This window comes from Gemmatimonadota bacterium (assembly GCA_022560615.1).
Lineage (GTDB): Bacteria > Gemmatimonadota > Gemmatimonadetes > Longimicrobiales > Gaopeijiaceae > UBA1138.
Genome location: JADFSR010000025.1, coordinates 39,236 through 59,475, shown reverse-complemented (window position 1 = coordinate 59,475; position 20,240 = coordinate 39,236). Strand labels below are relative to the sequence as shown.

At 64.3% G+C, this 20,240-nt stretch carries 20 protein-coding genes; 6 read left to right on the top strand and 14 right to left on the bottom strand.

Going from position 1 to position 20,240, the window contains the following annotated elements; genetic code table 11:
- Window positions 1-202 precede the first annotated feature (202 nt).
- The 4 genes from IIB36_14010 to IIB36_13995 all read right to left on the bottom strand — a co-directional run bounded on the left by IIB36_14010 (window position 203) and on the right by IIB36_13995 (window position 1,472).
- Complete coding sequence (locus tag IIB36_14010) at window positions 203-604, bottom strand: type II toxin-antitoxin system VapC family toxin (GenBank protein ID MCH7532854.1); 402 nt, start codon at window positions 602-604, stop codon at window positions 203-205.
- Window positions 589-837: a hypothetical protein gene (locus IIB36_14005; GenBank protein ID MCH7532853.1), complete on the bottom strand. Its 249-nt coding sequence runs from the start codon at window positions 835-837 to the stop codon at window positions 589-591. Before IIB36_14005 ends, IIB36_14010 begins: the two co-directional genes overlap by 16 nt.
- 85 nt (window positions 838-922) lie before the next feature.
- On the bottom strand, window positions 923-1,207 hold the full coding sequence (locus IIB36_14000; protein ID MCH7532852.1) for a Txe/YoeB family addiction module toxin: 285 nt from the start codon (window positions 1,205-1,207) through the stop codon (window positions 923-925).
- Entirely contained in the window at window positions 1,194-1,472 is a 279-nt protein-coding gene (locus IIB36_13995; GenBank protein MCH7532851.1) for a type II toxin-antitoxin system Phd/YefM family antitoxin, read from the bottom strand. The genes IIB36_14000 and IIB36_13995 overlap by 14 nt, the downstream gene beginning before the upstream one ends.
- A 340-nt stretch (window positions 1,473-1,812) precedes the next feature.
- Between IIB36_13995 and IIB36_13990 the strand changes: the two genes are divergently transcribed.
- Complete coding sequence (locus IIB36_13990) at window positions 1,813-2,421, top strand: DUF4382 domain-containing protein (GenBank protein ID MCH7532850.1); 609 nt, start codon at window positions 1,813-1,815, stop codon at window positions 2,419-2,421.
- A 108-nt stretch (window positions 2,422-2,529) separates the two neighbouring features.
- Here IIB36_13990 and IIB36_13985 read toward each other — a convergent pair whose 3' ends face one another.
- The 10 genes from IIB36_13985 to IIB36_13940 all read right to left on the bottom strand — a co-directional run bounded on the left by IIB36_13985 (window position 2,530) and on the right by IIB36_13940 (window position 13,527).
- Window positions 2,530-2,940: a PIN domain-containing protein gene (locus tag IIB36_13985; protein MCH7532849.1), complete on the bottom strand. Its 411-nt coding sequence runs from the start codon at window positions 2,938-2,940 to the stop codon at window positions 2,530-2,532.
- Window positions 2,930-3,256: a hypothetical protein gene (locus IIB36_13980; protein MCH7532848.1), complete on the bottom strand. Its 327-nt coding sequence runs from the start codon at window positions 3,254-3,256 to the stop codon at window positions 2,930-2,932. Before IIB36_13980 ends, IIB36_13985 begins: the two co-directional genes overlap by 11 nt.
- Before the next feature lie 359 nt (window positions 3,257-3,615).
- Window positions 3,616-4,563 carry a nucleotidyl transferase AbiEii/AbiGii toxin family protein gene (locus IIB36_13975; GenBank protein ID MCH7532847.1) on the bottom strand — a complete coding sequence of 316 codons (948 nt, stop codon included), beginning with the start codon at window positions 4,561-4,563 and terminating at the stop codon, window positions 3,616-3,618.
- Window positions 4,560-5,270 (bottom strand): hypothetical protein, encoded by a 711-nt coding sequence (locus IIB36_13970; protein MCH7532846.1) that lies wholly within the window; start codon window positions 5,268-5,270, stop codon window positions 4,560-4,562. Before IIB36_13970 ends, IIB36_13975 begins: the two co-directional genes overlap by 4 nt.
- A 549-nt stretch (window positions 5,271-5,819) precedes the next feature.
- A complete protein-coding gene (locus IIB36_13965) occupies window positions 5,820-7,283 on the bottom strand; it encodes an amidohydrolase (GenBank protein MCH7532845.1) in 1,464 nt (487 codons plus the stop codon).
- A 65-nt stretch (window positions 7,284-7,348) separates the two neighbouring features.
- A complete protein-coding gene (locus IIB36_13960; protein ID MCH7532844.1) occupies window positions 7,349-9,010 on the bottom strand; it encodes a gamma-glutamyltransferase in 1,662 nt (553 codons plus the stop codon).
- Window positions 9,011-9,187: 177 nt separating this feature from the next.
- Window positions 9,188-10,102, bottom strand: coding sequence for a hypothetical protein (locus tag IIB36_13955; GenBank protein MCH7532843.1), 915 nt, complete (start codon window positions 10,100-10,102; stop codon window positions 9,188-9,190).
- A 30-nt stretch (window positions 10,103-10,132) separates the two neighbouring features.
- A complete protein-coding gene (locus IIB36_13950; protein MCH7532842.1) occupies window positions 10,133-10,876 on the bottom strand; it encodes a glycosyltransferase family 2 protein in 744 nt (247 codons plus the stop codon).
- Between the two features lie 85 nt (window positions 10,877-10,961).
- A complete protein-coding gene (locus tag IIB36_13945) occupies window positions 10,962-12,038 on the bottom strand; it encodes a DUF3179 domain-containing protein (protein MCH7532841.1) in 1,077 nt (358 codons plus the stop codon).
- A gap of 160 nt (window positions 12,039-12,198) precedes the next feature.
- Entirely contained in the window at window positions 12,199-13,527 is a 1,329-nt protein-coding gene (locus IIB36_13940; GenBank protein MCH7532840.1) for a hypothetical protein, read from the bottom strand.
- 149 nt (window positions 13,528-13,676) lie between these two features.
- On the opposite strand from IIB36_13940, the gene IIB36_13935 reads away from it, so the two are divergent.
- From IIB36_13935 to IIB36_13915, 5 genes are all read left to right on the top strand, one after another.
- Window positions 13,677-15,902 carry an SLC26A/SulP transporter family protein gene (locus IIB36_13935; GenBank protein ID MCH7532839.1) on the top strand — a complete coding sequence of 742 codons (2,226 nt, stop codon included), beginning with the start codon at window positions 13,677-13,679 and terminating at the stop codon, window positions 15,900-15,902.
- Window positions 15,903-16,048: 146 nt separating this feature from the next.
- On the top strand, window positions 16,049-17,110 hold the full coding sequence (locus IIB36_13930; protein MCH7532838.1) for a DUF4440 domain-containing protein: 1,062 nt from the start codon (window positions 16,049-16,051) through the stop codon (window positions 17,108-17,110).
- Window positions 17,111-17,166: 56 nt separating this feature from the next.
- Complete coding sequence (locus IIB36_13925; GenBank protein ID MCH7532837.1) at window positions 17,167-18,456, top strand: NupC/NupG family nucleoside CNT transporter; 1,290 nt, start codon at window positions 17,167-17,169, stop codon at window positions 18,454-18,456.
- Window positions 18,453-19,373 (top strand): sugar kinase, encoded by a 921-nt coding sequence (locus IIB36_13920; protein MCH7532836.1) that lies wholly within the window; start codon window positions 18,453-18,455, stop codon window positions 19,371-19,373. The genes IIB36_13925 and IIB36_13920 overlap by 4 nt, the downstream gene beginning before the upstream one ends.
- A gap of 457 nt (window positions 19,374-19,830) precedes the next feature.
- Window positions 19,831-20,235 (top strand): co-chaperone GroES, encoded by a 405-nt coding sequence (locus IIB36_13915; GenBank protein ID MCH7532835.1) that lies wholly within the window; start codon window positions 19,831-19,833, stop codon window positions 20,233-20,235.
- Window positions 20,236-20,240 lie beyond the last annotated feature (5 nt).

Here is a 20,240-nt window from a genome sequence, read left to right as displayed (position 1 = left end):
GTCTATCGGAGACCGTTTCACGTGAGTCACCAGTTCCCGGCTCCCATGGAGCTGTGCTTTCCGATCACATCCTGAGGAGTCGCGTCCAGGCACCCCCTCGCTCCCAGACCCACCCCACCATCCCATCGGCCAAACTTCGATAGAAGAGTTCACGGCCGAAGGGGACCCCCCAGCGCAACAGGAGGAAACTCACCCCAACCCCTCACCCATACCCAACAACCCCCAGCTCCGGCACCCTCCCGAAGTGCCGCTCATTGCGCGTCACCACCGGCATCCCAAACGCAAGAGCCGTAGCCGCGATCCAAAGATCGTTCGCGTCGATCAACAGCCCGTTCTCCTTCAGGTACCGATAAAGACGACCGTACCTCCAGGCCACCTCCGTCGTACACTGAAGCACCTCGAACGGAGACACCATCTCATCCCAGGTGGCTCGTTCGCTCATGCGAGGTCCGGCGGCCAGTTCACCCGCGATGGTGAACGTGATGTGGAGCTTCTGGGCTTGGTGTGACTCGAGGAAGCGCTGGCCCGGCCCGGCCTCCCCGGCGATCAGCTCTCGTTCCAGGTCGACCAGAAAGCTGGTCTCCAGAATCAGGGCGTCGACCACTTATCCGCCGGAGCCTTCCCCGTGGACTTCATGTCGTCGATCACGTCGAGCTCATCGCAGTCGTACAAGGGGCCACGCTCCCGAACCAGGGTGAGAAGCTCGCCTCCCGTCACCGTTTGCTCGTCCCACCGAGCCCTCATGACGACGTCGCTGAACGATTCGGTCGGGTGCGTCCTGGCGCGGCGAAGTTTTTCGTACGCTTCTACACGAAGAGAGATGGTCTTGGTTGCCATGATACACAGAATGTGTGTGTACTGTGTATCTTCGTCAAGCATCTACCTCACGCGATACCCTCGACTCCGCGGTCCCCGCCGTTCCTCAATAGTGGTATCGGCACTGAAGGAAGTCGATCCGATCCTTGCGCACCAGGTATACGAGTCGGTGCTCCTGAGTGATTCGGCGCGACCACACGTTCGCTCCGAGATGCCTGATCGGCTCGGGCTTTCCGATTCCCTTGAAGGGATCTCGGGTGACTGCTTCCACCAAATCCATGACCTTGAGTGCGACGCGCCGTTTGGTGTCGATCCAGTAACGCAGATCCTCCCTGAACTCGTCTTGGAAGTAGGCCGCCCGGGTCGAAGGGGCGTGCCTACTCGAGGCCAAGCTGCGATCTCAAGGACCCGGGGGTCTCCGCGACGCCGGCATTCTCGAGGGCCCGCTGGAGGGCCTGAAGGATGCGTCGCGCGTTCTTGGGAGAACGGAGCAGGTGCGCGGACTCCTCGAGACTGCGGAGTTCGTCCGCAGGAATCAGCGCCATATCCTCATGACCCCGCCTCCGGATGATGACGGGTTCCTGGCGCTCCTCGGCCTCGCTGAGGATCTTCGCGAAGTTCTGGCGTGCGTAGCTGTAGCTGACGTGTTCTGTCATGAATCGCTTCCCTTAAGTTGTACAACAATACTGTACAAGATCGGGAAGGTCAAAGTCGCTCTACGAGGTCCGGTGGATGCCACCTCTTCCGGCGTGCTGACAGCCGCCCTTTCACATCGGTTTCCCATCCGCTCCTTCAGCTCCGAACCTATCTTCCGGCGATCTGAAACTCTTTTTCTGATTCGACGCCCCCTCCACTCAGGGGACATGATTGTAAGTGGTTGTGTGAAAAACACTTAGCCATATAACGCTTGTCGTTTCTACGGGGCACGTCTCTTGCTCTCCTTAGTGTCCGCTGTCCCAACCCCCGGATAGCCCATGGCCAGCAGGAGATGTCAAAATGGTAGCGCAAACCTTCGGACGCCGACTTTGCCTGGCGATCGTCCCTGTAGGAATCCTCTCCACGTTCGCGTGTGGGGATGGTAGCATCCAGCAGGTAGGCGAACCGGCCTTGATCCAGATACAGCTCACCGATGCGCCCGCGGATCAACTCGCGTCGGCGGAGGTGTGGATTTCCCGTGTCTTCCTCCAGGGCGGGGGAGGGGGCGGGGGACCCGTCGACCTGTTCAACGACCCCGAGAACCCGCGCCACTATGACCTGCTCGACTTGCGAGATGGTGTGGTCGCAGATCTCACCGATCCCGTGATGGTCGATGCCGGGGTTTACACCCAACTCCGTCTCGTGGTGGATAGCGCACGCGTCACGTTCATCGAGGGGTTCACACTTCGTGACGGGAGCACCGAGGCTTCGTTGCGCGTGCCCAGCGGATCGGAGTCCGGGATCAACGTGCAGCTCTCCGAGCCGGTCAACGTGATGGAAGGGCAGCTGATGGTGCTACTCGTGGACTTCGACGTCGAGAAGAACTTCGTTTTCCAAGGCCCGCCCACCAACCCTTCGGGCATTCTGTTCACTCCAACCTTGGTGGAGTTGGGCCGGGGCCCGAAATAGACCTGGGCCGGCAAGACGCTGGATCAGATGGTGCGCCTTCTCGCGGCGCTGGGGGCGGACGTGCGGCTGCTGATCCGGTGAGGAGTAGTGCCATGGCACGCCTATTCTTTACTGGGCGAGCACAAACCCCGCGGTAGCAAAGTGCCGGTCCAGTGCCAGCGCCTCACCGATCCCGCGCTCCGCCATGACGGTGAAGCTCACGGCGTCGATCAGCGAAAACGCCTGATCAGAGTACCGCGCCAACCAGTCGCGCTCGGCCCGCTCCTCCCGTTCCGGCGTGCTGAACTCCACGATGTTCGGGGCGGCGCGCACCTCCAGCAGGAAGGACAGCGCTGTCTCCTTCCCGATGCGTCGCATGATCAGCGCCTGAGATTCGGCGATCACGAGATTCGTCGTAACTAGCGTCCAGCCGCTGGTGATGCGCTCCCGTAGGACTGCCGCCAGGCGAGCGTGACCCGGCGCGTTGCGGTCAACCAGCGGATACCAAGCGCTGGTGTCTACGAAGAGCTCAGGTGCCATTGGAACCGTCTGGGGTGTGGCCCCAAGAAGCGACCTCCGAGTCGGTCAGGAAGCGGTCGTGCTCTTCCACCGAATCCGTGGCCGGGGGTGGGTCGGCGTCCGACGCGCCCAACCCGATGATCCGCAGGGCTGGATGATCGTCAGGGTCGGTCAACTGACGCTCGAGCGCTTCCAACCCGCGTCGGAGCACGTCGGATTTGGTGGTACCAAGGCGCTCCGTCAGGCGCCCTAGACGGTCCTGGTCCGGTCGGTGCAGGTAGACCTGCACAGGCTCGGATACGCGTGGCGGCTTTGGTGTCCCGGGATCATGGGTCATGTCATGAATCTAGTTCATGATACTATTTCATGCCATGCCGCGGCCGGGCGGCACCGAGCCAGCCATCGTAGCGCCCAGGAGAATCTCTCAGATTTCTCCCTCGTAGCGGGACTTGTCCTTGCTCTTCATGAGACGGTCTCTTTTCGTACACTAATCCGTACTTTATAGCGTACATAAGGGCCCCCACATGGCCCGCATGAAATCGACCGAGGATATTCAGCCGTTGACTGCGTTCCGCGCGAACGTGGCATCGTTCGTGGCCCAGGTTCGCGAGACCGGCCCTTGGGCCGGCCTTTGCTTTTGTGCGCCAGGCCGGTGCGGCAGTCCCGCTGATCCTGGGGATCCCAGAGGGGATCGCGCTACCAAAGATGGGCCTCAGCCAGTGCGCCGCCATCCAAGTTCTGAATCCCTTCAATCACGTCACCACGGTCGTTCATGTCGGCTGCTGCCCATCGAGTTTCCTCCTCAGACAGGTCGCGTAGCCATGAGTAACAGTTCTGGAGATCACTTCCGAGTTGGCCTACGGAAGGTGGAGCATGGGCAAGCAGACCAATGTGTTCATCGTCCCATGATTCCCGGCTGGACAACCAGGCGTCAGGCTCGAACCGGACTGGGCCTAGCGCGGGATTCCAACCGGGCCGGAGTCCATGGATGTCCACCCACACTTTTAGAACCGCCAAACGGCGGACAAGATCACGGTCAAATCCGGAATGAGGAGAGGTGGTTGCCGCCCAAACCAGATCGGACGCATCCCTTGCCGTCGACGTGCGCGTAAGTCGTGCGATCTTTTCCCCGAGGATCTCTTCGAGCCGCATGGTGGGGATTGAAGGCAACCTGAACCCATACCGCTCATGGGTGGAGACGGGAACGAACGGCCGGAGTTCCGGCTCCAACCAACACGGAGGCCCTACATCGAGTTTGATCGAGATCATAGGATCTCCTAGGGAGCTGGAGACGCTAATGCGCCACCGGCCGCGGGATTCTGAGGGGCGGAACCGAAACGGCCCCAACGTGACATCGGACTCACGAGCGACGAGCTGGGCGAGGGTTCGGCGATCGGCATCCACGTCCGCCGCAGCTAAATCAAGGGCCGTGGAAAACCTCCCTCGAGCACCGGCGAATAGCTTCCGGAGCGCGGTCCCCCCCTTGAACACCGCTAGGTGCTCAAAAACGCCACATTCTTCCAGATGCGCCAAGAGGAAATCCTGAGCAATGTCCAGGACAGCGACGTCCGGTCCCGCCGGCGAGTCTCGGGACACGTGTCGAGCCACATATCCCGGCGTGAGCGAATGATTATCCCCGATCACCTTTGTGATCCGAGCTCAGAAGGGGGGAAAGGAAGGAGGGTATCCGCGATGTTCCATCGGGAATCGTGCCTCCGCAGGGGACCCCTCGGGCCGAACCAGACTTTCCCCCTGGCCTGGACTCGCAGCCGCTCCACGAGCTTTGGTGCGATTCCCCCTACCAGGTAGGCGAAGCGCGCGCGAGTAGCATGCGTTCGCCCCTCGATCTCGGTAAGGATGTCCACCTCTTCGGCAGCACTTACGAGTTCCGGCAGCACCTCGAGCACTGCTGCCCAGCTTCGGACATCTGTGGGTCGGGTCGCAAGATGAACGAGCACACTCGCCGGGGCATGAACCGGAATCGCCCGCACCTGAACCGGAGGCAGGCGGGTCTCGTGACGGACGACTCGGTAACTCCGCCTTATCGCTGCTGGAACGTGACTCCTGGGAGGTAAGGCAACCTCGGTCACGTCCGGACGCCGATCCGCGATATCCAGATACCACAGGGCCGAGCCCAGAGCTACGGCTACGGGCACGTGCGGGTGGGAGGTGAGCGTCGCCCTCAGCGACAACAGTGGGTCACCCGTGGAGAAGGCGCCGGCTCGTTCCGCAGGTAGGAACTCCCAAACACCCCGGGCCTCCGTCTCCTTTAGCCAGCCAAGCTTCGAGAGCCGCTGGATTACCACGTTTACCGGCCAGCCCACCCCAGCCTCGCAGACAAGGAGCTCCATCTCCTTCCTGCTGACGGTGACCGGCCGATTCAATTCCAGGAGCCCCAAGACAGGTGCCAGAGTCGGCGAAATCGAACGTGTCATAGAGATATTGTATGTATCGGTAGTAGATACAAACGACCTTTCTCTGACACCAATATACTGAGCGAGAACCTGGAGTCAAGAAGGGTGGCGGCGTCGAGGCGTACGACAGGGGGACCGTAGGTTGTGGGACGAGCTCATCTCCAGTTGGCGCAGACTTTCTTGTCGATATCGGCACGGATACGACTCGCCGAAGCCGAGCGAGCCGTTGCTGAGAATCCGCGTGTAAACCCTCTCGTCGTGAACTTGCATGTCCTGAGGAACTGTTACACGGGCTGGAGCCGAGGGATATCCAGGTCCTCCGCTCCCTGCTCCCCCTGCCATAGATCGAAGTTCATCTGGAGCTGCAGCCAATGGCGTGCGGATCCCCCGAAGGCTTTCTCGAGGTGGATCGCCATCTCAGGCGAGATCCCTGCCCGCTCGAGAGTGGGCAGATTGATGATAAAGGACGCCTAGGGCGTGACCCCCTCACCCACCCCCAGGCCCTGCCGGCTTCCTGTAGTCGAGCGGTGGGTCACGATCACCGAGAAGCGGCTCGTACACCCAGCCTTCGGGGATCCGCCGCGCGTGCTCCGCCGTCGCCGCGGCGATCAGGTCGGGGCGTGTGAACAAGTCGATGGCGGTCATCGCAAGCGTCTTGGCCGCGACGATCATGCCTTTTTCACCGATGGTGGTGCCGCCGGCCGAGATCGCTTGCCACGAGTGGGCGGACGACCCCGGTACCCACGTCGCCGCGTTCATGCCGGCGGTGGGGACCATCCAACTCACGTCGGCCACGTCCGTGGACCCGCCGCTTCCCTCTTCCGTGACGGAGAACGGTTGGATCTGGGCGGCCGACTCGAGCGGAGGTGCGTCCGCGGGGAAGGTGCGATGGATCAGCTCCGCGAAACGCAACTCCTCATCGTCGTAGAAGACCCCGCCTACGCGCTCGAGGTTGGCGTGCATCGCCTCTTGGAGCGTGACGTTGGGCAGCATGTTGTACAGGCCGTGGATGACTTCGTACTCCATCGTGGTACCGGTGCCGAGGGCCGCTCCTTCCGCCGCCTTGGCCACGCGCTCGAAGATGGTCTTCACGTGCTCGGGATCGGGGTGCCGTACGTAGTAGAAGACCTCCGCGAAGTCCGGAACCACGTTGGGGGCTGCGCCACCGTAAGTGATCACGTAGTGAATGCGCGACTCCTGAGGAACGTGCTCGCGCATCATGTTGACCATGTTGTTCATCGCTTCGACGCCGTCGAGCGCGGAGCGGCCACGCTCCGGAGCCCCCGCGGCGTGAGCGGAGATCCCGGTGAAGCGGAACTTGGCGGACTTGTTGGAGAGCGTGCTCGAAGCGCCGGCATCGTTCTGGTCGCCGGGGTGCCAGTGGAGCATGACGTCCACGTCGTCGAAGAGACCGGCGCGCACCATGTAGACCTTGCCGGCCCCGCCTTCCTCTGCGGGTGTGCCAAACAGTCGGATCTCCCCCCGCTGACCCGTAGCCTCCATCCACCGCTTCGTGGCGATGGCCGCCGCGGTGGAGCCGGTCCCGAAGAGGTGATGTCCGCACGCGTGTCCCTGCGGCTTGCCCGCGATCGGCGAGCGGATGGGGCTTCGGTCCTGGGTGATGCCGGGTAGGGCGTCGTATTCCGCGAGAATCCCGACGATCGGGCCGTCACCGTTGCTCCAGCTCGCAACGAACGCCGTCGGAATGCCCGCGACACCCGACTCGATCGTGAAGCCCGCGTCGCGCAAGGTCGCCTGCAGAAGCGCGGAGCTTTCCGTCTCGAGGTATCCGAGCTCGGCCAGCTCCCAGATCTCCTGGGCGATATCGCCGAACGTCTGCGCGTTGTCGTCGATGTAAGTCGCGACCATCACCTTGCCGTCCTGCGCGGCGGCGAGGGCGGGAAAACCGAGCGCGGCCATGCCGAGAAGGGCAGTGCGTGCGTATCGCATCATCGTGCTAGCTCCAAGAAAAAAGTGTTCTCTCTCGATCCGTGCGGCCCCACTCAGTTGACCACTCAGTTGCCGACGCGCTGGATCGTCGGCCCGCGCGCGCTGCCCTCCCAGTCCGGATCGGCGGCACCGATCCAGGTCCCCGTCGCTTCGTCGTACTGGATGCCGTGCACGCGGCCGAACGCACCGGGGCGCGGCGTCGGGTTGATCTCGATGCCAAGCGCGCGCATTTCGTCCAACTCCGCGGCTGTCCACCCAATGTCCGCACTCGTTTCGGCGTTGAACGCGCCACTGCGGCCACCCGCCACGCGTGGCTCGGCAAGCGCTTCTGGCAGCGACATGCCGAAGTCGATCACACGTGTGATCGCGTGCACGACCGCGGGTGGAATCATGCCTCCGCCGGCGGCGCCGAGCACGAGCACGACTTCACCGTCCTTCATGACAATGAACGGGCAGATGTTCGAGCGTGCTCGAGCGCCTGCTTCCATCGGGCCAAGGTATCCTCCGAGCGTCGACGCGTAGAGGAAGCCGAGCCCGGGTGTCACAACCTTCGAGCCCATGTTCGGTCCGAGCGTCTGCGTGAGCGCGACGAACATTCCGTTGGCGTCCGCAGTGGAGAGGTGCGTCGTGTGGCCCCCATACAGATCGCCACGGTCTTCGATGATCGCGACCGGGTCATGGAGTCCGGCCGGCACCTGGGCGGGCGCGAGTACCTCTCCCGCGAGCCCGGCGGCGTACTGCTTGGAGGTCGCGCGCGCGGCGGCCGTGTCCGTACCCAGGACGCGCAGCTCACCCGACGCCATGCGTAGGGCCTGGGCGGTGATGGCAAACCACTCGGGCTCGGTCATCGACGAGGGGTCGAAGTTTTCCATGATCTGGAGCGCTTGGATTGCCAGCACACCGGCGGCTGGCACGTCCATGCCGATCAGGTCGTAACCCCGGTAGCTGCCCCGAACGATCCGGCTGTCCTCGGCCACGTAGTCCTTGAACGCCTGGAGTGTGACCGCGCTGCCGTGCGCTCCTAGATCTGCCGCCATCCTTTCGGCGATCTCACCTTCATAGAAGACGTCCCTTCCCCCCTGGGAGATCTTGCGCAGCGTGTTCGCGTAGTCCCGCTGGACGAGTAAGTCTCCGGCGAAGTGGCTTGTGCCATTGCCCTTGTAGTACACGTCGACCGTGCCCGGAAACTCCTGAGCCTGGCTGAGCCCACTGAGCTGGCGCGCCGCGTCACCGGGTAGTACACGGAAGCCGTTCTCCGCGTAAGCGATCGCGGGAGCCATCACCGTCTCGAGCGGGAGCGACCCGTGCTCCGTGTGAAGCTTGATCAGGCCTGCGAGCGCGCCGGGTACGCCGATGACGGGATAGCCATAGCTGGCTTGGGGAGCCGTGTCGTAGTCGTAGTCCCACGGGGCCTGGGTAGTACCGTCGATGCCATGGAGGTCGCCGTCGGGAGTGCGCACCAGGATCTGATTTCGACCGGCGATGCTGTTCATGGTCGGCTCGACCACGGCGATCGCGAATCCGGCAGCCGTGGCGGCGTCGGCTGCATTTCCGCCCAACTCCAGCATGCGCACACCCGCTTCCGTCGCGAGGGGGTGGGCGGTGGCGACCATACCGGCATCGGAGCGGCCTGCCTGCCGGACGCTCTGGCCGAAAGTCGGCGCAGGGAGGGTGACCAGAAGTGCGAAGAGAACGCCAGGGAAGGCGCGGAGCTCGCGCGACCGCATGAGGCACCTCATGAAGCTGAAATGTCGGTGGAGGCGCTCAGAATAACGCGTGCAGCGGACGGCGCGCACTACCCGAACGACAGATCGCATGACGCCCACCTACCGTCGGTGTGGTTCGCATCACCCGACCACCCCGCCAAGGTCACGCGGGCGGCCTGAGCGGCACGGGTTTCTGCTTCACTCGAAGTGCTTCCGGTACGCCTTGTAGGAGAGCGCCGACCGTTCCGGCATGAAGTCGAAGATCGCCATCGGGTGCTCGGTCAGGCGCTGGAGCAGCGCAAGCGTGTGCTCGTATCCGACGAACTCGGCCGCGAGGTCGCGGGTGAGGTCGTGCACGTTGCGGTCCTGCCGCACAGTAGGAGGCCCGTACACGAGCGTCGCGCCGTGTGCCTGCACGAAGTACCCAGTCCAAATGTCGGCGAAACGGCCTACGTGCGGGAAGAGGAAGTACTCGCCGAGCCAATCCGGGCTGACGAACGTGTTCTGCGAATTGAACGGGCCGATCTTGTTCGACGCGAGCGGGAAGCGACCGGGGTCGAACACCACGTCCGGCTTGAATTGCATGCGGCAGATCGCGTCGATGTCCGGGTCGCCGTTCCAGAAGTCGGCCTGCACGTCGGGCTCGACGACCTTCCGCGTGGGCTCACCGAAATCGCGCTCGGCGAGCAGCTGCGGCGGGTATCCCCGGTGCCAGAGATGGCTGTGTTCCGTCACCGCGATCGGGTCGAAAGCGAGCAGGTCGGTCTCGTAGTAGTCGACCTCGATCTCCTCTCCCACGAAGATCTGCTCGCCCCAGTTCTCGAGTGGCACGTTGTCGTCATCGACCACGGCGACGATCTCTGCACCCATGTCCAGCGCCCACAGGAAGCCGTAGTTGCGGCGCTCCACGACGTTCCAGCCGAGCGCCTCCGAGAGCTTGGGATCGTACTTCTCCTGCTCTTCCGGCGTGACATAGGTCGCCTCGTCGATGTGGAAGTCGGTCGGTGTCTTCTTGTCGCCGATGACCACCAACTCCCACTCCGGCATCGCTGCGAACTTCCGCAGTGCGTCGGTGGGCGGGTTGATGGTTGTGGTTACGATCACCTTGCACATCGACGACGCTCCGATGGGGTTTTTGAGGGATCAGACCGCTTCCGCGTCGCTCTTCAGAATCTTCTTGGGGTCCATGAAACGCGTCTTCAGGCCCGGACGAAAGTACTCGAAGTTGCGCATGAATGGGTTTACGGACTGCCCTTCCACTCGGGCTTTCCAGGAGGTCGGAACCTCCACCGCGCGCACGCCGAGGCGCAGCGGCTTCACGATCGTCTCCAGCACGAAAGGGTGCCGGCTCTCTTCCCAGTTGATGGTCTTGGTCAAATACGTGGGCAAGATGCGGTACCCGAACGTCATGTCCGTGAGGGCGACGCCGTACAGCAACGCAAAGCTCCTCTGGAAGATCCAGTTCGCGAGAAGCTTCAACTTGCTGTAGCCCTCGAAGCCGCCCCCGGCCCAACGCGAGGCAGTGATAACGGCATCAGGGTTCGCCTTCGCCGCCGCTACCAACACGGGAGCGTCCTCGGGCTTCGTCTCGAGGTCCGACGCCATCAGAAGCGTGTGGCTGCCGACACTGATGTCGAACGCCTTGAGGATCGCGCCGCCGAAGAACGGTTGGTCCTGCCAGTGTATGCTCACCAGGTCAGGGTACTTCTCAACCGCAGCGCTCGCGTGTTCGAGCGCCGCCTCGGTCGTGCGGTCGCAGACGATGATGAGGATCTCGGCCAAGTCGTCCCGCAAGTCCCCGACGAGGCGCTCGACCGTGTGCGTCAGAGAGTGAGTCTCTTCCAGGGTCGGAAGGACGACGGTGAGCGACTCGAACGTTGCGGACAAACGGCCTCTCGGTGGGGTGATGGCGCAGTCGGAAACTCAACCTGACGCGTGGAGTTGTCGAGGAGATGAGTCCTTACCTTAGCTGCTAGTTCGCCAGCCAGATCTCCGAGTCGGGCTGGAAGTGCTTCCATGCGAACCAGAAGACCACGTACGCCTCGGCAACCGGCTCGAGCCGCGCCGGCGCCAGCGGTCCATCCACGGCGGCGCCGGCGAGATTCCAACTCGTCCCGGTCTCGAGGTCGCGCCACATGTCGCCGTCTGCCTCGAACGTGAGCGTCTGACCGTTCACCGTCGGACGGTACGCGACCGCAGACTCCCCATCGTCTGCCGAGTAGAAGACTGCCACGGATTCTCCGCCGACGTTCTGGTTCAGCGCGACGGTGCTACCTCGGGCGGCGAGCTCCCCGAACGGATAAGCGCGCCCCGAGAACTCTCCGGTCCGGATGCCCAGCACCCTTTCCTTGATAGGCCGCGTGTCATCCGGAACCTGCGGGAAAAGCAAGTCCGAGTTGTCCAGATCGTCGTACGAGCCATACGGGTACAAACGGTAGTTGCGCGAGTAGCCGGTGTCGTCGCTCACGACGCGGGTCAGCGGGTAGAGATCCTTCCAGGCACCCCAACTCATCTCGCGCACAGGATGTCGGTCGGGTACGGCGTTCGCGAAGCTTTGGCATTTTCCGGTTGCAGATAGCTGCGGCCCGAAAAGGTCCTCGGAGAGCCGGTCGAACATCACGAGGTTGTTGGCGAAGAGTAGGCCCGAGACTCCGAACTCGACCCTGCGGCCGTCGATCGTCGCGTCCATCGCCAGCCCCGACCCCGTGAGCGGGCAATAGCTCACCGAGATCCATAGGTCGCCGAATCGGTCGTTCACGATCTCGTGCCACCAGAGGATGTTGTGCGGATACGCCCGTGCCTCGCCGTCGACCACGAGCCCGAGCACCCGGTCCGAGTCGACGAGGTAATCCGCGGACTCGGCGCCGACAAGCGCCGGCTCGGTGAGCGCTGGAATCGCGTCGGGGAAGCTGCCCTGAGCCGTGAGGCTCTCTGCCAGGTCGCACAGCGCGATGGTCGCCCCATCATCCAGCGGAGCGACCGTTTCATCCCCGCACGCGGTCGTACCCGCGACGAGTACGGTGAGCAGGAAAGAACGCATGGTCTTCATGTGCTACCGAACCCGATGACCGCCCGGCCAGTTCCGCTCCCCAGTAGCCCGTGGGTGCGTCGCGTGTTCTTCCGGAGCGACATTGCGTTCCGGCGGTGGGCGGGGAGCGGGGAAAGGAATGCCTGAGCGCAGGAAGGACACGCGACGCACCCACGGGCCGCTAGACCCCCAGAAAGACCGGATGCATGCGACCCGAGCGGCTCATGTTCACGCGCAGTTCGCTACTGCTCCGCATGAAGAGCGTGGTCAGCTCGCCGTTGATCGCGCCGAGCGCGAGGTCGTGCCTCTGCACGTCCGGAGAGTCGAAGTCGCGCTCGATCCAGGTGGTGGGGTGGAACTCCTGCACCAACCAACCCTCTTCGACGGCCACTCGTAGCGCCGCGTCCCAATGGTCTTGCTCCATGCCCTCCCCGACCAGGACGCCCTCGCCCCGCGTGTCCAGGCCACGCTTGAGTACGTAGCGTGCGCGTTCACCGCGCACGGCCTCCAACCACTCGTCGTCGAGCAGGCGTGCATTCCTCGACCAGGGCACGTGCTTCTGCAGAAGGTCCCAATCGTCCACGTCGAAGAGGTGCTGGAATGCCGGATCCGAGATGATCGCAAGACAGAGCTTGTCGTCGCCCACCCATCGGCCGCGCTGTCCGTTCTGCACGAACAGTGCGCGATCGCGGACCGCAGCCACGAAGGGCTCGAGCTCTGCGCGGAGTCTTTGGAACAGCTGCATGCCGAGCTTCTGATACGCGTGCGTCAGAGGGCGGCCGCGCGCCGTCGGGGTCCCGGTCCCATCGTACTCGATTTCTCGCGGGTCCACTTCGGCGCACTCGATATCGTGCCAGGCCACGTGCTTCGCGAAGTCCGTGAGCTCCAGGCGATTTCCTCCTTCCTCACGGAGAAGGGCGAGGAAGTCGGGTGAGGTCCCGGTGTCGTGCCGGATCACGCGCAGGAACCAGTTCGCCATGAAGCCCATCTCCTCGTGCTCGAGCGGCGGCGGAAGCGTGTGGCCCCGCTCTTCGAGGAACTCCCGCCAGGCCCGGTTGCAGATGCCGGAGAAGACGAAGCCGCCGGGGCAGTTGGCGTTGGTCTCCACGATCCAGAACCCGCCGTCCGGATCAGGCAGGAGATCGAGCCGGCAGATGTGGACCTTGCAGTTCGCCGGATCGGTGTCTGCGGCGAGGTCTTCGGCGAGCGCCGGCGGCGTCGACAGGGCGTTGCGGACCGCCTCGTCGCTTACGGATGCCTGCACGATCGCTTCGATGGCCCGATGGTAAGTGCGCGTCACACGGCGTAGCGGCTCCGCCATCTCCGGTACCACCATCTGTGCCGGCCCAAGCAGGAACGGTTTGCCCTCTGCGTACAGAAACCGCGCCTCTGCCCGGTGACGTAGCGCCACACCGTCCGGGGCGAGTCCTTCCTGGATCAACGCGCTATGAAAGTCGCGATCGAGCCCAGGCCAGAGAGGTGCATCGGCAACGGGTGGAAACGAAGCCACGGACTGCTCCTGGAGAGGGAAAGTCGAGGGACACTCGTAGGGAGCTGCCAAATTCCCGCCACATGTTACCGATTCAATGGGTCGCCTCGCCATGGTTTTGACAGTGTGACATCTTGGGTGCCGTCCGCCCGCTCCCCCACGACTCCGTGATGTCCACAAGAACTCGGAACCCGAGCGTCACACCGGGAGATCTGTCCGGAGGCATCGCGTCCGCCGTCGTGTCGATCACGGGCAACGTGGCGGCGGGTGTGATCGCCTTCGCGCCGCTCGGGCCGGCGTACACGGGGCAAGGCATACTCGCCGGCATGTTCAGCTCGATCGTGGCGGGACTCATGGCCGCGCTCTTCGGCAGCGCACCCGGCATGATTTCCGGGCCCAAGGCGACGACTTCGATGGCGTTCGCGGCGCTGTTGAGCCAGTTGATCGCCACCGGCCGCTTCGACATGTCGTCGCCCGAGTCGGTGGATCTGCTGTTGGCGCTCGCGTTCAGCGCGGTGCTCATCAGTGGAAGCGTCCAGATTCTCCTCGGGGCCTTCCGCGTCGGTGCCTTGGTGAGGTTCATGCCGTATCCCGTTGTGGCCGGCATTCGAAATACGACCGCGGTGCTGCTGATCTACGGACAGCTCTGGCCGTTTCTCGGCGTGGTAAACGACGGCGTCGTCTCACTCTTCGCAGACCTCGGCCAGATCCAACCGGCGACGGCCGCGGTGGCGGCCGCGACCGCGGCTGTCGCGTGGAAAGGTGGGCGGTTCTTGCCGAAGGCCATCGTGCCGGTGGTGGCGCTCCTCGTGGGTACGCTTCTGTACCATTTGCTCGAGACGGTCATGCCCGGCGCCAGGCTGGGCCCGGTATTCGAGAGCCTGCCATCGGCGATTCCGCGACCCGAGTATGCCCGGAGCATCTTCGCCGCGCTGGCGGATAGCGCGAACTTCACGCTGCTTGGGCTGGTGCTCAGTGGGGCGCTCGCGATGGCCGTGCTCGATTCCATCTCGTCGCTCATCACGCTCGTGACCTACCAGAGCATCGCCGACCGACGGTTCGACGCGAACAACCAGCTCATCGGCCAGGGCCTCGGAAGCGCCGCGGCCGCCTTCTTCGGCGGTCTGACGACGTCCGGCATTCTCGCGCGTGCTGCGGTGAACTACAGCGCCGGCGGCCGCTCTCGCGCCTCCGGCGTTGTGAACGCCATCGTCGTCTTGCTGCTAGTGGTGGTTCTGGCCCGCCCGCTTGCACTGATCCCCAAAGCTGCGATCGCTGGGCTGATCATGGTCATCGCGTCCGGGCTCTTCGACCGTTGGACGCTCGGCCAGATCAAGGAAGCGATGAGGACCGATGCCGAGCAGGTCATGGACAACTACCTGGCCGTGGGCCAGATGGCGTTCGTGGTCGCGGTCGGCGTGTTCGTCAACCTGGTTGCTGCGGTCGGCGCGGGCGTTGCGCTCTCGGTGCTCGTCTTCGTAGCCGAGATGAGCCGGTCGCCGATCCGCCGCGTGCGGTTGGGTTCCGCGGTTCGTTCGGCGAAGCAGCGACCCGAGCACCTCGCTGAGCTGCTGCGCTCTGAAGGACACCGAATCGCGGTCATCGAGCTCGAGGGCACGATCTTCTTCGGTTCCTGTGACGCGCTCGCGACCCGCGCCGAAGACCTCGCTGACGAGGGTGCCGAGTTCGTATTGCTCGACCTGAAGCGCGTGCGCACGGTCGACGCCACGGGATACAAGGTGCTCGGACAGACCTTCCAGCGGCTGCGCTCCCGCGGTGCGACGCTCGCGTTCAGCTACGTGACTTCAGGCGGCCTCAGGGCGGAGATCGCAGAGGACCTCCTCCTGAACGGTGTTCCCGAGGCTCGCCTGTTCGAGAGCACGGACGAAGCGCTGGAGTACTTCGAGGAGGGGCTTTTGATGAAAATCGGAGCTGGAGAGGAACGCCCCGGCGGCTGGACGCTCGCGGACTTCGGCGAGTCGTGGGGCATGGACCAGGAGGAGTGTGAGATCCTCGTCCGTTTCCTCGAGTCGCGCCACTTCGACGCCGGCGACTTCGTCTTCTATGAAGGTGAGACGGGGCGGTCCATGTATCTGCTCTCGCGGGGTAGCGTGGACGTGTCGATACCGATCCCAGGAGAGGGCCGCCGTCGCCGCCTGGCCACGTTCGCGCAGGGTACGATCTTCGGGGAGATGGCGCTTCTCGACGGCTTGCCGCGCGCGGCGGCGGTTCAGGCTAGCGAGCCGCTCGAACTGTTCGAGCTGTCGCATGAATCCTTCTTGGAGCTCAGCGCCGACCACCCGGTGATCGCAGTGAAGCTCCAGGCCACGATTGGTCGCGTCCTTGGAGCTCGCTTACGCGGGGCGAACGCGCTCATTCTGGAGTTGGATTCGTGAGGGCGCACTACGCGGTTCCTGAGGAGGATCCCGTCCCCTACGTTGTTTGGCCTCCGACGGGGACGTGAGAGTCAGCTATCCTCGCGACGCGGGTGTCTAGACTCGCGAGCGCAACGGTCCGCCCTTCCCGAAGGAGACTTCCTGCCTTGCATCGAATTCCAGCGCGACGATTCCTCGCGGTGTTGTCCCCGACCCTCCTCGCGGCTCTGGCCGCGTGTGCCGGTGCAAACACCTCAGACCTCACGCAAGGCACTACGGGACTCTCCAGTGCGCTTCCCGGGGGGGATGGGCGCGCGCTCGCCGCGTACAAGCTCGAGTTCCGCGCGAACGCGCTGCAGGGCACGGACTCACTGATGCTGCGCTTCAGCGAAGTGTGGCAACGGGACAACCGCGAGTACCTGCCTGACCTATACTCCGAAGACGTGACGCTCGTCACGCCGGATGGCCAGCTCCTTCAGGGCCGGAACGCCGTGCTTGCGTACGCCGACTGGCAGCTGCCACAGATCTCTGGGATCGAGACGTGGAGGGATGAGTTTGCCGTGTCGGGGCTCATGGCGTTCATCTACGGGCGCTACGAGACGGATTCGTCCCAGCCCGCAGGCGATCACCGCGGCGTTCACGTCACCATCGCGAAACGCGACCACTTCACTTGGCAGATCCGGTCGAAGATGTACTTGGCGTTCGGGGGTTCGGGTGTCCCGACACGGCGTGATCTGCTCTCCCCGGAGCCCCCGCACCTGACGTTGGACTCGATTCGAGCGCGCTACGGGGAGCGTGCCCTCAACGGTCAAGACGAGCGCGCTGAGTGGATGGTCGACGCGTACTTGTCCGCGAACAGTTATCTGTCAGAGTTTCGGTACGCGTGGAACAACGATGACTTCGAGAGCGCAGTATCGATGCTCGCTCCGGGTGCCGTCGTCCGCCTGCCGTGGGATGTGCCCGTGGTCGGGAAGACGAACGCGGCGTACTCGCTCGAGCGGTTGCTGCCGGCGGTCGGCGACCTCAACATGAGCATCCTCGACTTCGACGTCAGCGAGCGCATCAGCTTCTGCATGGGGCGCTACACACTACCGGCGGGCGACCAGGTGTTGACCGGTTACTACACGGCGGTGATCCGACTCCAGGACGAGGGGCCGCAGCTCACCGCTCTCCTCTTCTCGGGGTCTGGGGCCAACGGGGTGGCGACGGAGAAGCTCGGCGGCCGGTGAGCGGCCTCGCGCTTCTCTTTCAGGATCCTTCTTTCGCGGCGGCGACGCCTGCGCGCCTGCGCGCGCTGGTCGGTGCCATATTGCTGATCGCCATCGCTTGGTCCCTTTCCACCGATCGGGCCAGAATCTCGTGGCGTGTCGTTGGGTGGGGGCTCGGGCTGCAGCTCGCGTTCGCGGTATTGGTGCTGCAAACACCGCTCGGCGTGACGTTCTTTGAATGGATGAACGGTCTCGTGCGCGCGGTGCTCGGCTACGCGGAGCAGGGGGGGCGGTTCGTTTTCGGGAACCTCGTCTCGGACAACGTCCCCATAGGAACCCTCGACGCGAACCAGAACTTCACCGCGACGCCGGGTGCGGTGGCACGAACCGGGGCATTCTTCGCTTTCCGCATCTTCCCGAACATCATCTTCGTCGCGTGCCTCATGACGGTGTTGTACCACCTCGGCATCATGCAAGTGGTCGTACGGGGTGCTGCGTGGGTGATGCAGCGGACCATGCGTACGTCGGGCGCCGAAACGCTTTGTACCGCGTCGAACATCTTCGTGGGCCTCATGGAGTCTCCGCTCGTCATCAAGCCGTTCATCGCGAAGATGACGGAGTCGGAGCTCATGGCGATCATGACCGCGGGAATGGCAACCATCAGCGGAGGCGTCCTCGCCGCGTACGCGGGAATGATGCTCCCGTATCAGCCCGAAGCCGCGGGACATTTGATCGCCGCCTCGATCATGTCGGCGCCTGGCGCCTTGGTGATGGCTAAGCTGCTCGTTCCCGAGACCGGGGAACCCGCGACCTCCGACACGCTTGACATCGAGCCGCAAAGGCCGGATGTGAACGTGATCGACGCAGCGGCGCGCGGGGCCGCGGAGGGGCTGCGGCTCGCGCTGGTCGTGGCTGCGATGCTGATCGCTTTCGTCGCGTTGATCGCATTGGCGAACGGGGTCGTGGGCTGGGCGGGGGGGCTGGCCGGCTTCGAGAGCCTCACCATCGACGGCATGCTCGGGTCGCTGTTCGCCCCCGTGGCGTGGATGCTCGGCGTGCCGTGGTCGGACGCAGGGTTGGTGGGTCAGATGATCGGGGTGGACCTCGTGCTCAACGAGTTCGTTGCTTTCGTGCAACTGGAGGCGGTGCTCGCCGCGGGTGCGGCGCTCGACGAGCGGTCGCTCATCATCGCCATTTACGCGCTCGCGACGTTCGCCAACTTCGGCTCTGTGGCGATGACGGTCGCGGGCGTCGGAGAGATCGCGCCAGAACGACGACACGACCTCGCGAAGCTGGGCGTGAAGGCGATGTTCGCCGGCCTGCTGGCGGCTCTGCTCACGGCGGCGTTCGCCGGGATGCTCGTGTGATCCAGAAGCGGCCTTCCGTCCTAGGCGTAGGTACCGTGTCGCTCGACACGGTCGAGTCCGCCGGGGAAGTGGCCCACGACGTTCTCGGAGGGTCCGCCCCGTACTTCGCCGCGGCCGCTCGTGTTTTGGCTGATGTGGCGATCGTCGGCGTCGTGGGCGAGGACTTTCCCGAACGCTTTCTCACGCGCTTGAGCGAAGCCGGTATCGACGTCGGCGGACTGTCGCGCCACACTGGTGAGACGTTCCGCTGGCACGTCCGGTACGGTCCGGACGGGAACCGGGAGACGTTGTCCACCAATCGCGAAACGGCTCTCGCCGAGACCCCCGAGGTTCCGGGGGACCGGAAGGGGCCGGCCGCCCTTTTCTTGGGGAGCACCGACCCATCGATCCAGGCATCGGTGCTTGCCAATGCAGGCGCACCCGCGCTCGTCGTGCTCGACACGATGACGCATTGGATTCGGGATCGGAGTGACGACCTGCGTCTGCTGACGCGCAGCGCCGATGTCCTGCTACTGAACGAGGAAGAGGCGCTGCTGTTGGGCGACGGAGATCAAGCCGCCGGTATTCGGCCGATCCTGGAAGAAGGCTGCTCGTGGGTCGTTGTGAAGCGCGGCGACCAGGGCGCGATTGCGTTTGGCCACGATCGCGCGATCGCCGTGTCGGCCCCGCGACCTCGGGAGGTGAAGGATCCGACGGGCGCCGGCGACGCCTTCGGGGGTGGTCTCGTCGCGACGCTCGCGCGCGATTGGCCTGCCCCCACCGCGATGGACGAGGCACTCAGACACGCCGTGGCGATGGGGTCGCTGGCGGTCGAGTCGTTCTCGGTTGATCGCTTGCTCGCGGTGACGGCGGGAGGGGTCGCTTCCCGGGCGCGCGAGGCGCGCATCAAGATGAGGAAGCACCGACCCACTCGCTAGCAGCCCGTAGTAGAAGTACAGCGGGCCGCCACCCGTGCTACGCACGGGTCCCCGGGTGCCACGGCTCCAGAGGGCACCCGCGCGTAGCGTGGGTCGCGGGGCGACGACGCCATAGCCGTCGCTACGGCTAGGCGCTCCAACGACGGAGATGGGGCCGTGCCACCGTAACCCACGAACCGGTAGGTATGTCACACTCGGTGTCGGGCGCAGGGGGGTCGCGGCCCTGGAGGTCGTTTCTCCTCCTCGGACCACCGCCTTCGGCGGCGGTGCCCGAACAACTACGACTCGTCGTCGTGCCTACTCCAGGTCTCGCGAGACCCCTGCGCGCGGCCCACTGTACTTCTACCACGGGCTGCTAAGCCCCTTGAGGCGGCGCCCTCCGATCCCGACCTTTCAACTCGCATGCCGGGCCGGCTCGTTGTCGCGGCCTTCGTCCCCACGCTTTCTGAGGATGATGATGTCGGAACGGAAGAAGAAGAAGAGGCTGATCGTCGTCGGCGATAGGGTTCTCATTCAGCCCGAAGAGGGTGAGGACCGAACGAAAGTCGGATTGTATCTTCCCGCCACCGCTGTGGACAACCAGGCGGTGCAGGGCGGTACCGTTGCCGCGACGGGTCCAGGTAATGCGCTTTCCGCCCCCACCGAGCTCGATGACGAGCCCTGGAAGATCGGGGCGCCGGAGCCGCGCTACCTGCCGGTGCAGGCACAGATCGGGGACTACGCGATCTTCTTCCGACGCGCGGCCGTGGAGATCACATTCGACGGCGATCACTACTTGGTCGTGCCGCAGGCCGCGATCCTGACGCTCGTCCGTGAGGAAGCAGAGGGAGACGAGGGAGACGAGGGCGGTCTCTCGCTCTAGGCGAG

Bases quoted from the DNA above. Each gene is read 5' to 3' on its own strand.
- IIB36_13935 (MCH7532839.1), top strand. From the start codon at position 13,677: ATGTCCACAAGAACTCGGAACCCGAGCGTCACACCGGGAGATCTGTCC.
- IIB36_13965 (MCH7532845.1), bottom strand. From the start codon at position 7,283: ATGCGATACGCACGCACTGCCCTTCTCGGCATGGCCGCGCTCGGTTTT.
- IIB36_13955 (MCH7532843.1), bottom strand. From the start codon at position 10,102: ATGTGCAAGGTGATCGTAACCACAACCATCAACCCGCCCACCGACGCA.
- IIB36_13980 (MCH7532848.1), bottom strand. From the start codon at position 3,256: ATGACCCATGATCCCGGGACACCAAAGCCGCCACGCGTATCCGAGCCT.
- IIB36_13995 (MCH7532851.1), bottom strand. From the start codon at position 1,472: ATGACAGAACACGTCAGCTACAGCTACGCACGCCAGAACTTCGCGAAG.
- IIB36_13960 (MCH7532844.1), bottom strand. From the start codon at position 9,010: ATGCGGTCGCGCGAGCTCCGCGCCTTCCCTGGCGTTCTCTTCGCACTT.
- IIB36_13970 (MCH7532846.1), bottom strand. From the start codon at position 5,270: ATGGAGCTCCTTGTCTGCGAGGCTGGGGTGGGCTGGCCGGTAAACGTG.
- IIB36_13945 (MCH7532841.1), bottom strand. From the start codon at position 12,038: ATGAAGACCATGCGTTCTTTCCTGCTCACCGTACTCGTCGCGGGTACG.
- IIB36_13990 (MCH7532850.1), top strand. From the start codon at position 1,813: ATGGTAGCGCAAACCTTCGGACGCCGACTTTGCCTGGCGATCGTCCCT.
- IIB36_14005 (MCH7532853.1), bottom strand. From the start codon at position 837: ATGGCAACCAAGACCATCTCTCTTCGTGTAGAAGCGTACGAAAAACTT.
- IIB36_13915 (MCH7532835.1), top strand. From the start codon at position 19,831: ATGTCGGAACGGAAGAAGAAGAAGAGGCTGATCGTCGTCGGCGATAGG.
- IIB36_13985 (MCH7532849.1), bottom strand. From the start codon at position 2,940: ATGGCACCTGAGCTCTTCGTAGACACCAGCGCTTGGTATCCGCTGGTT.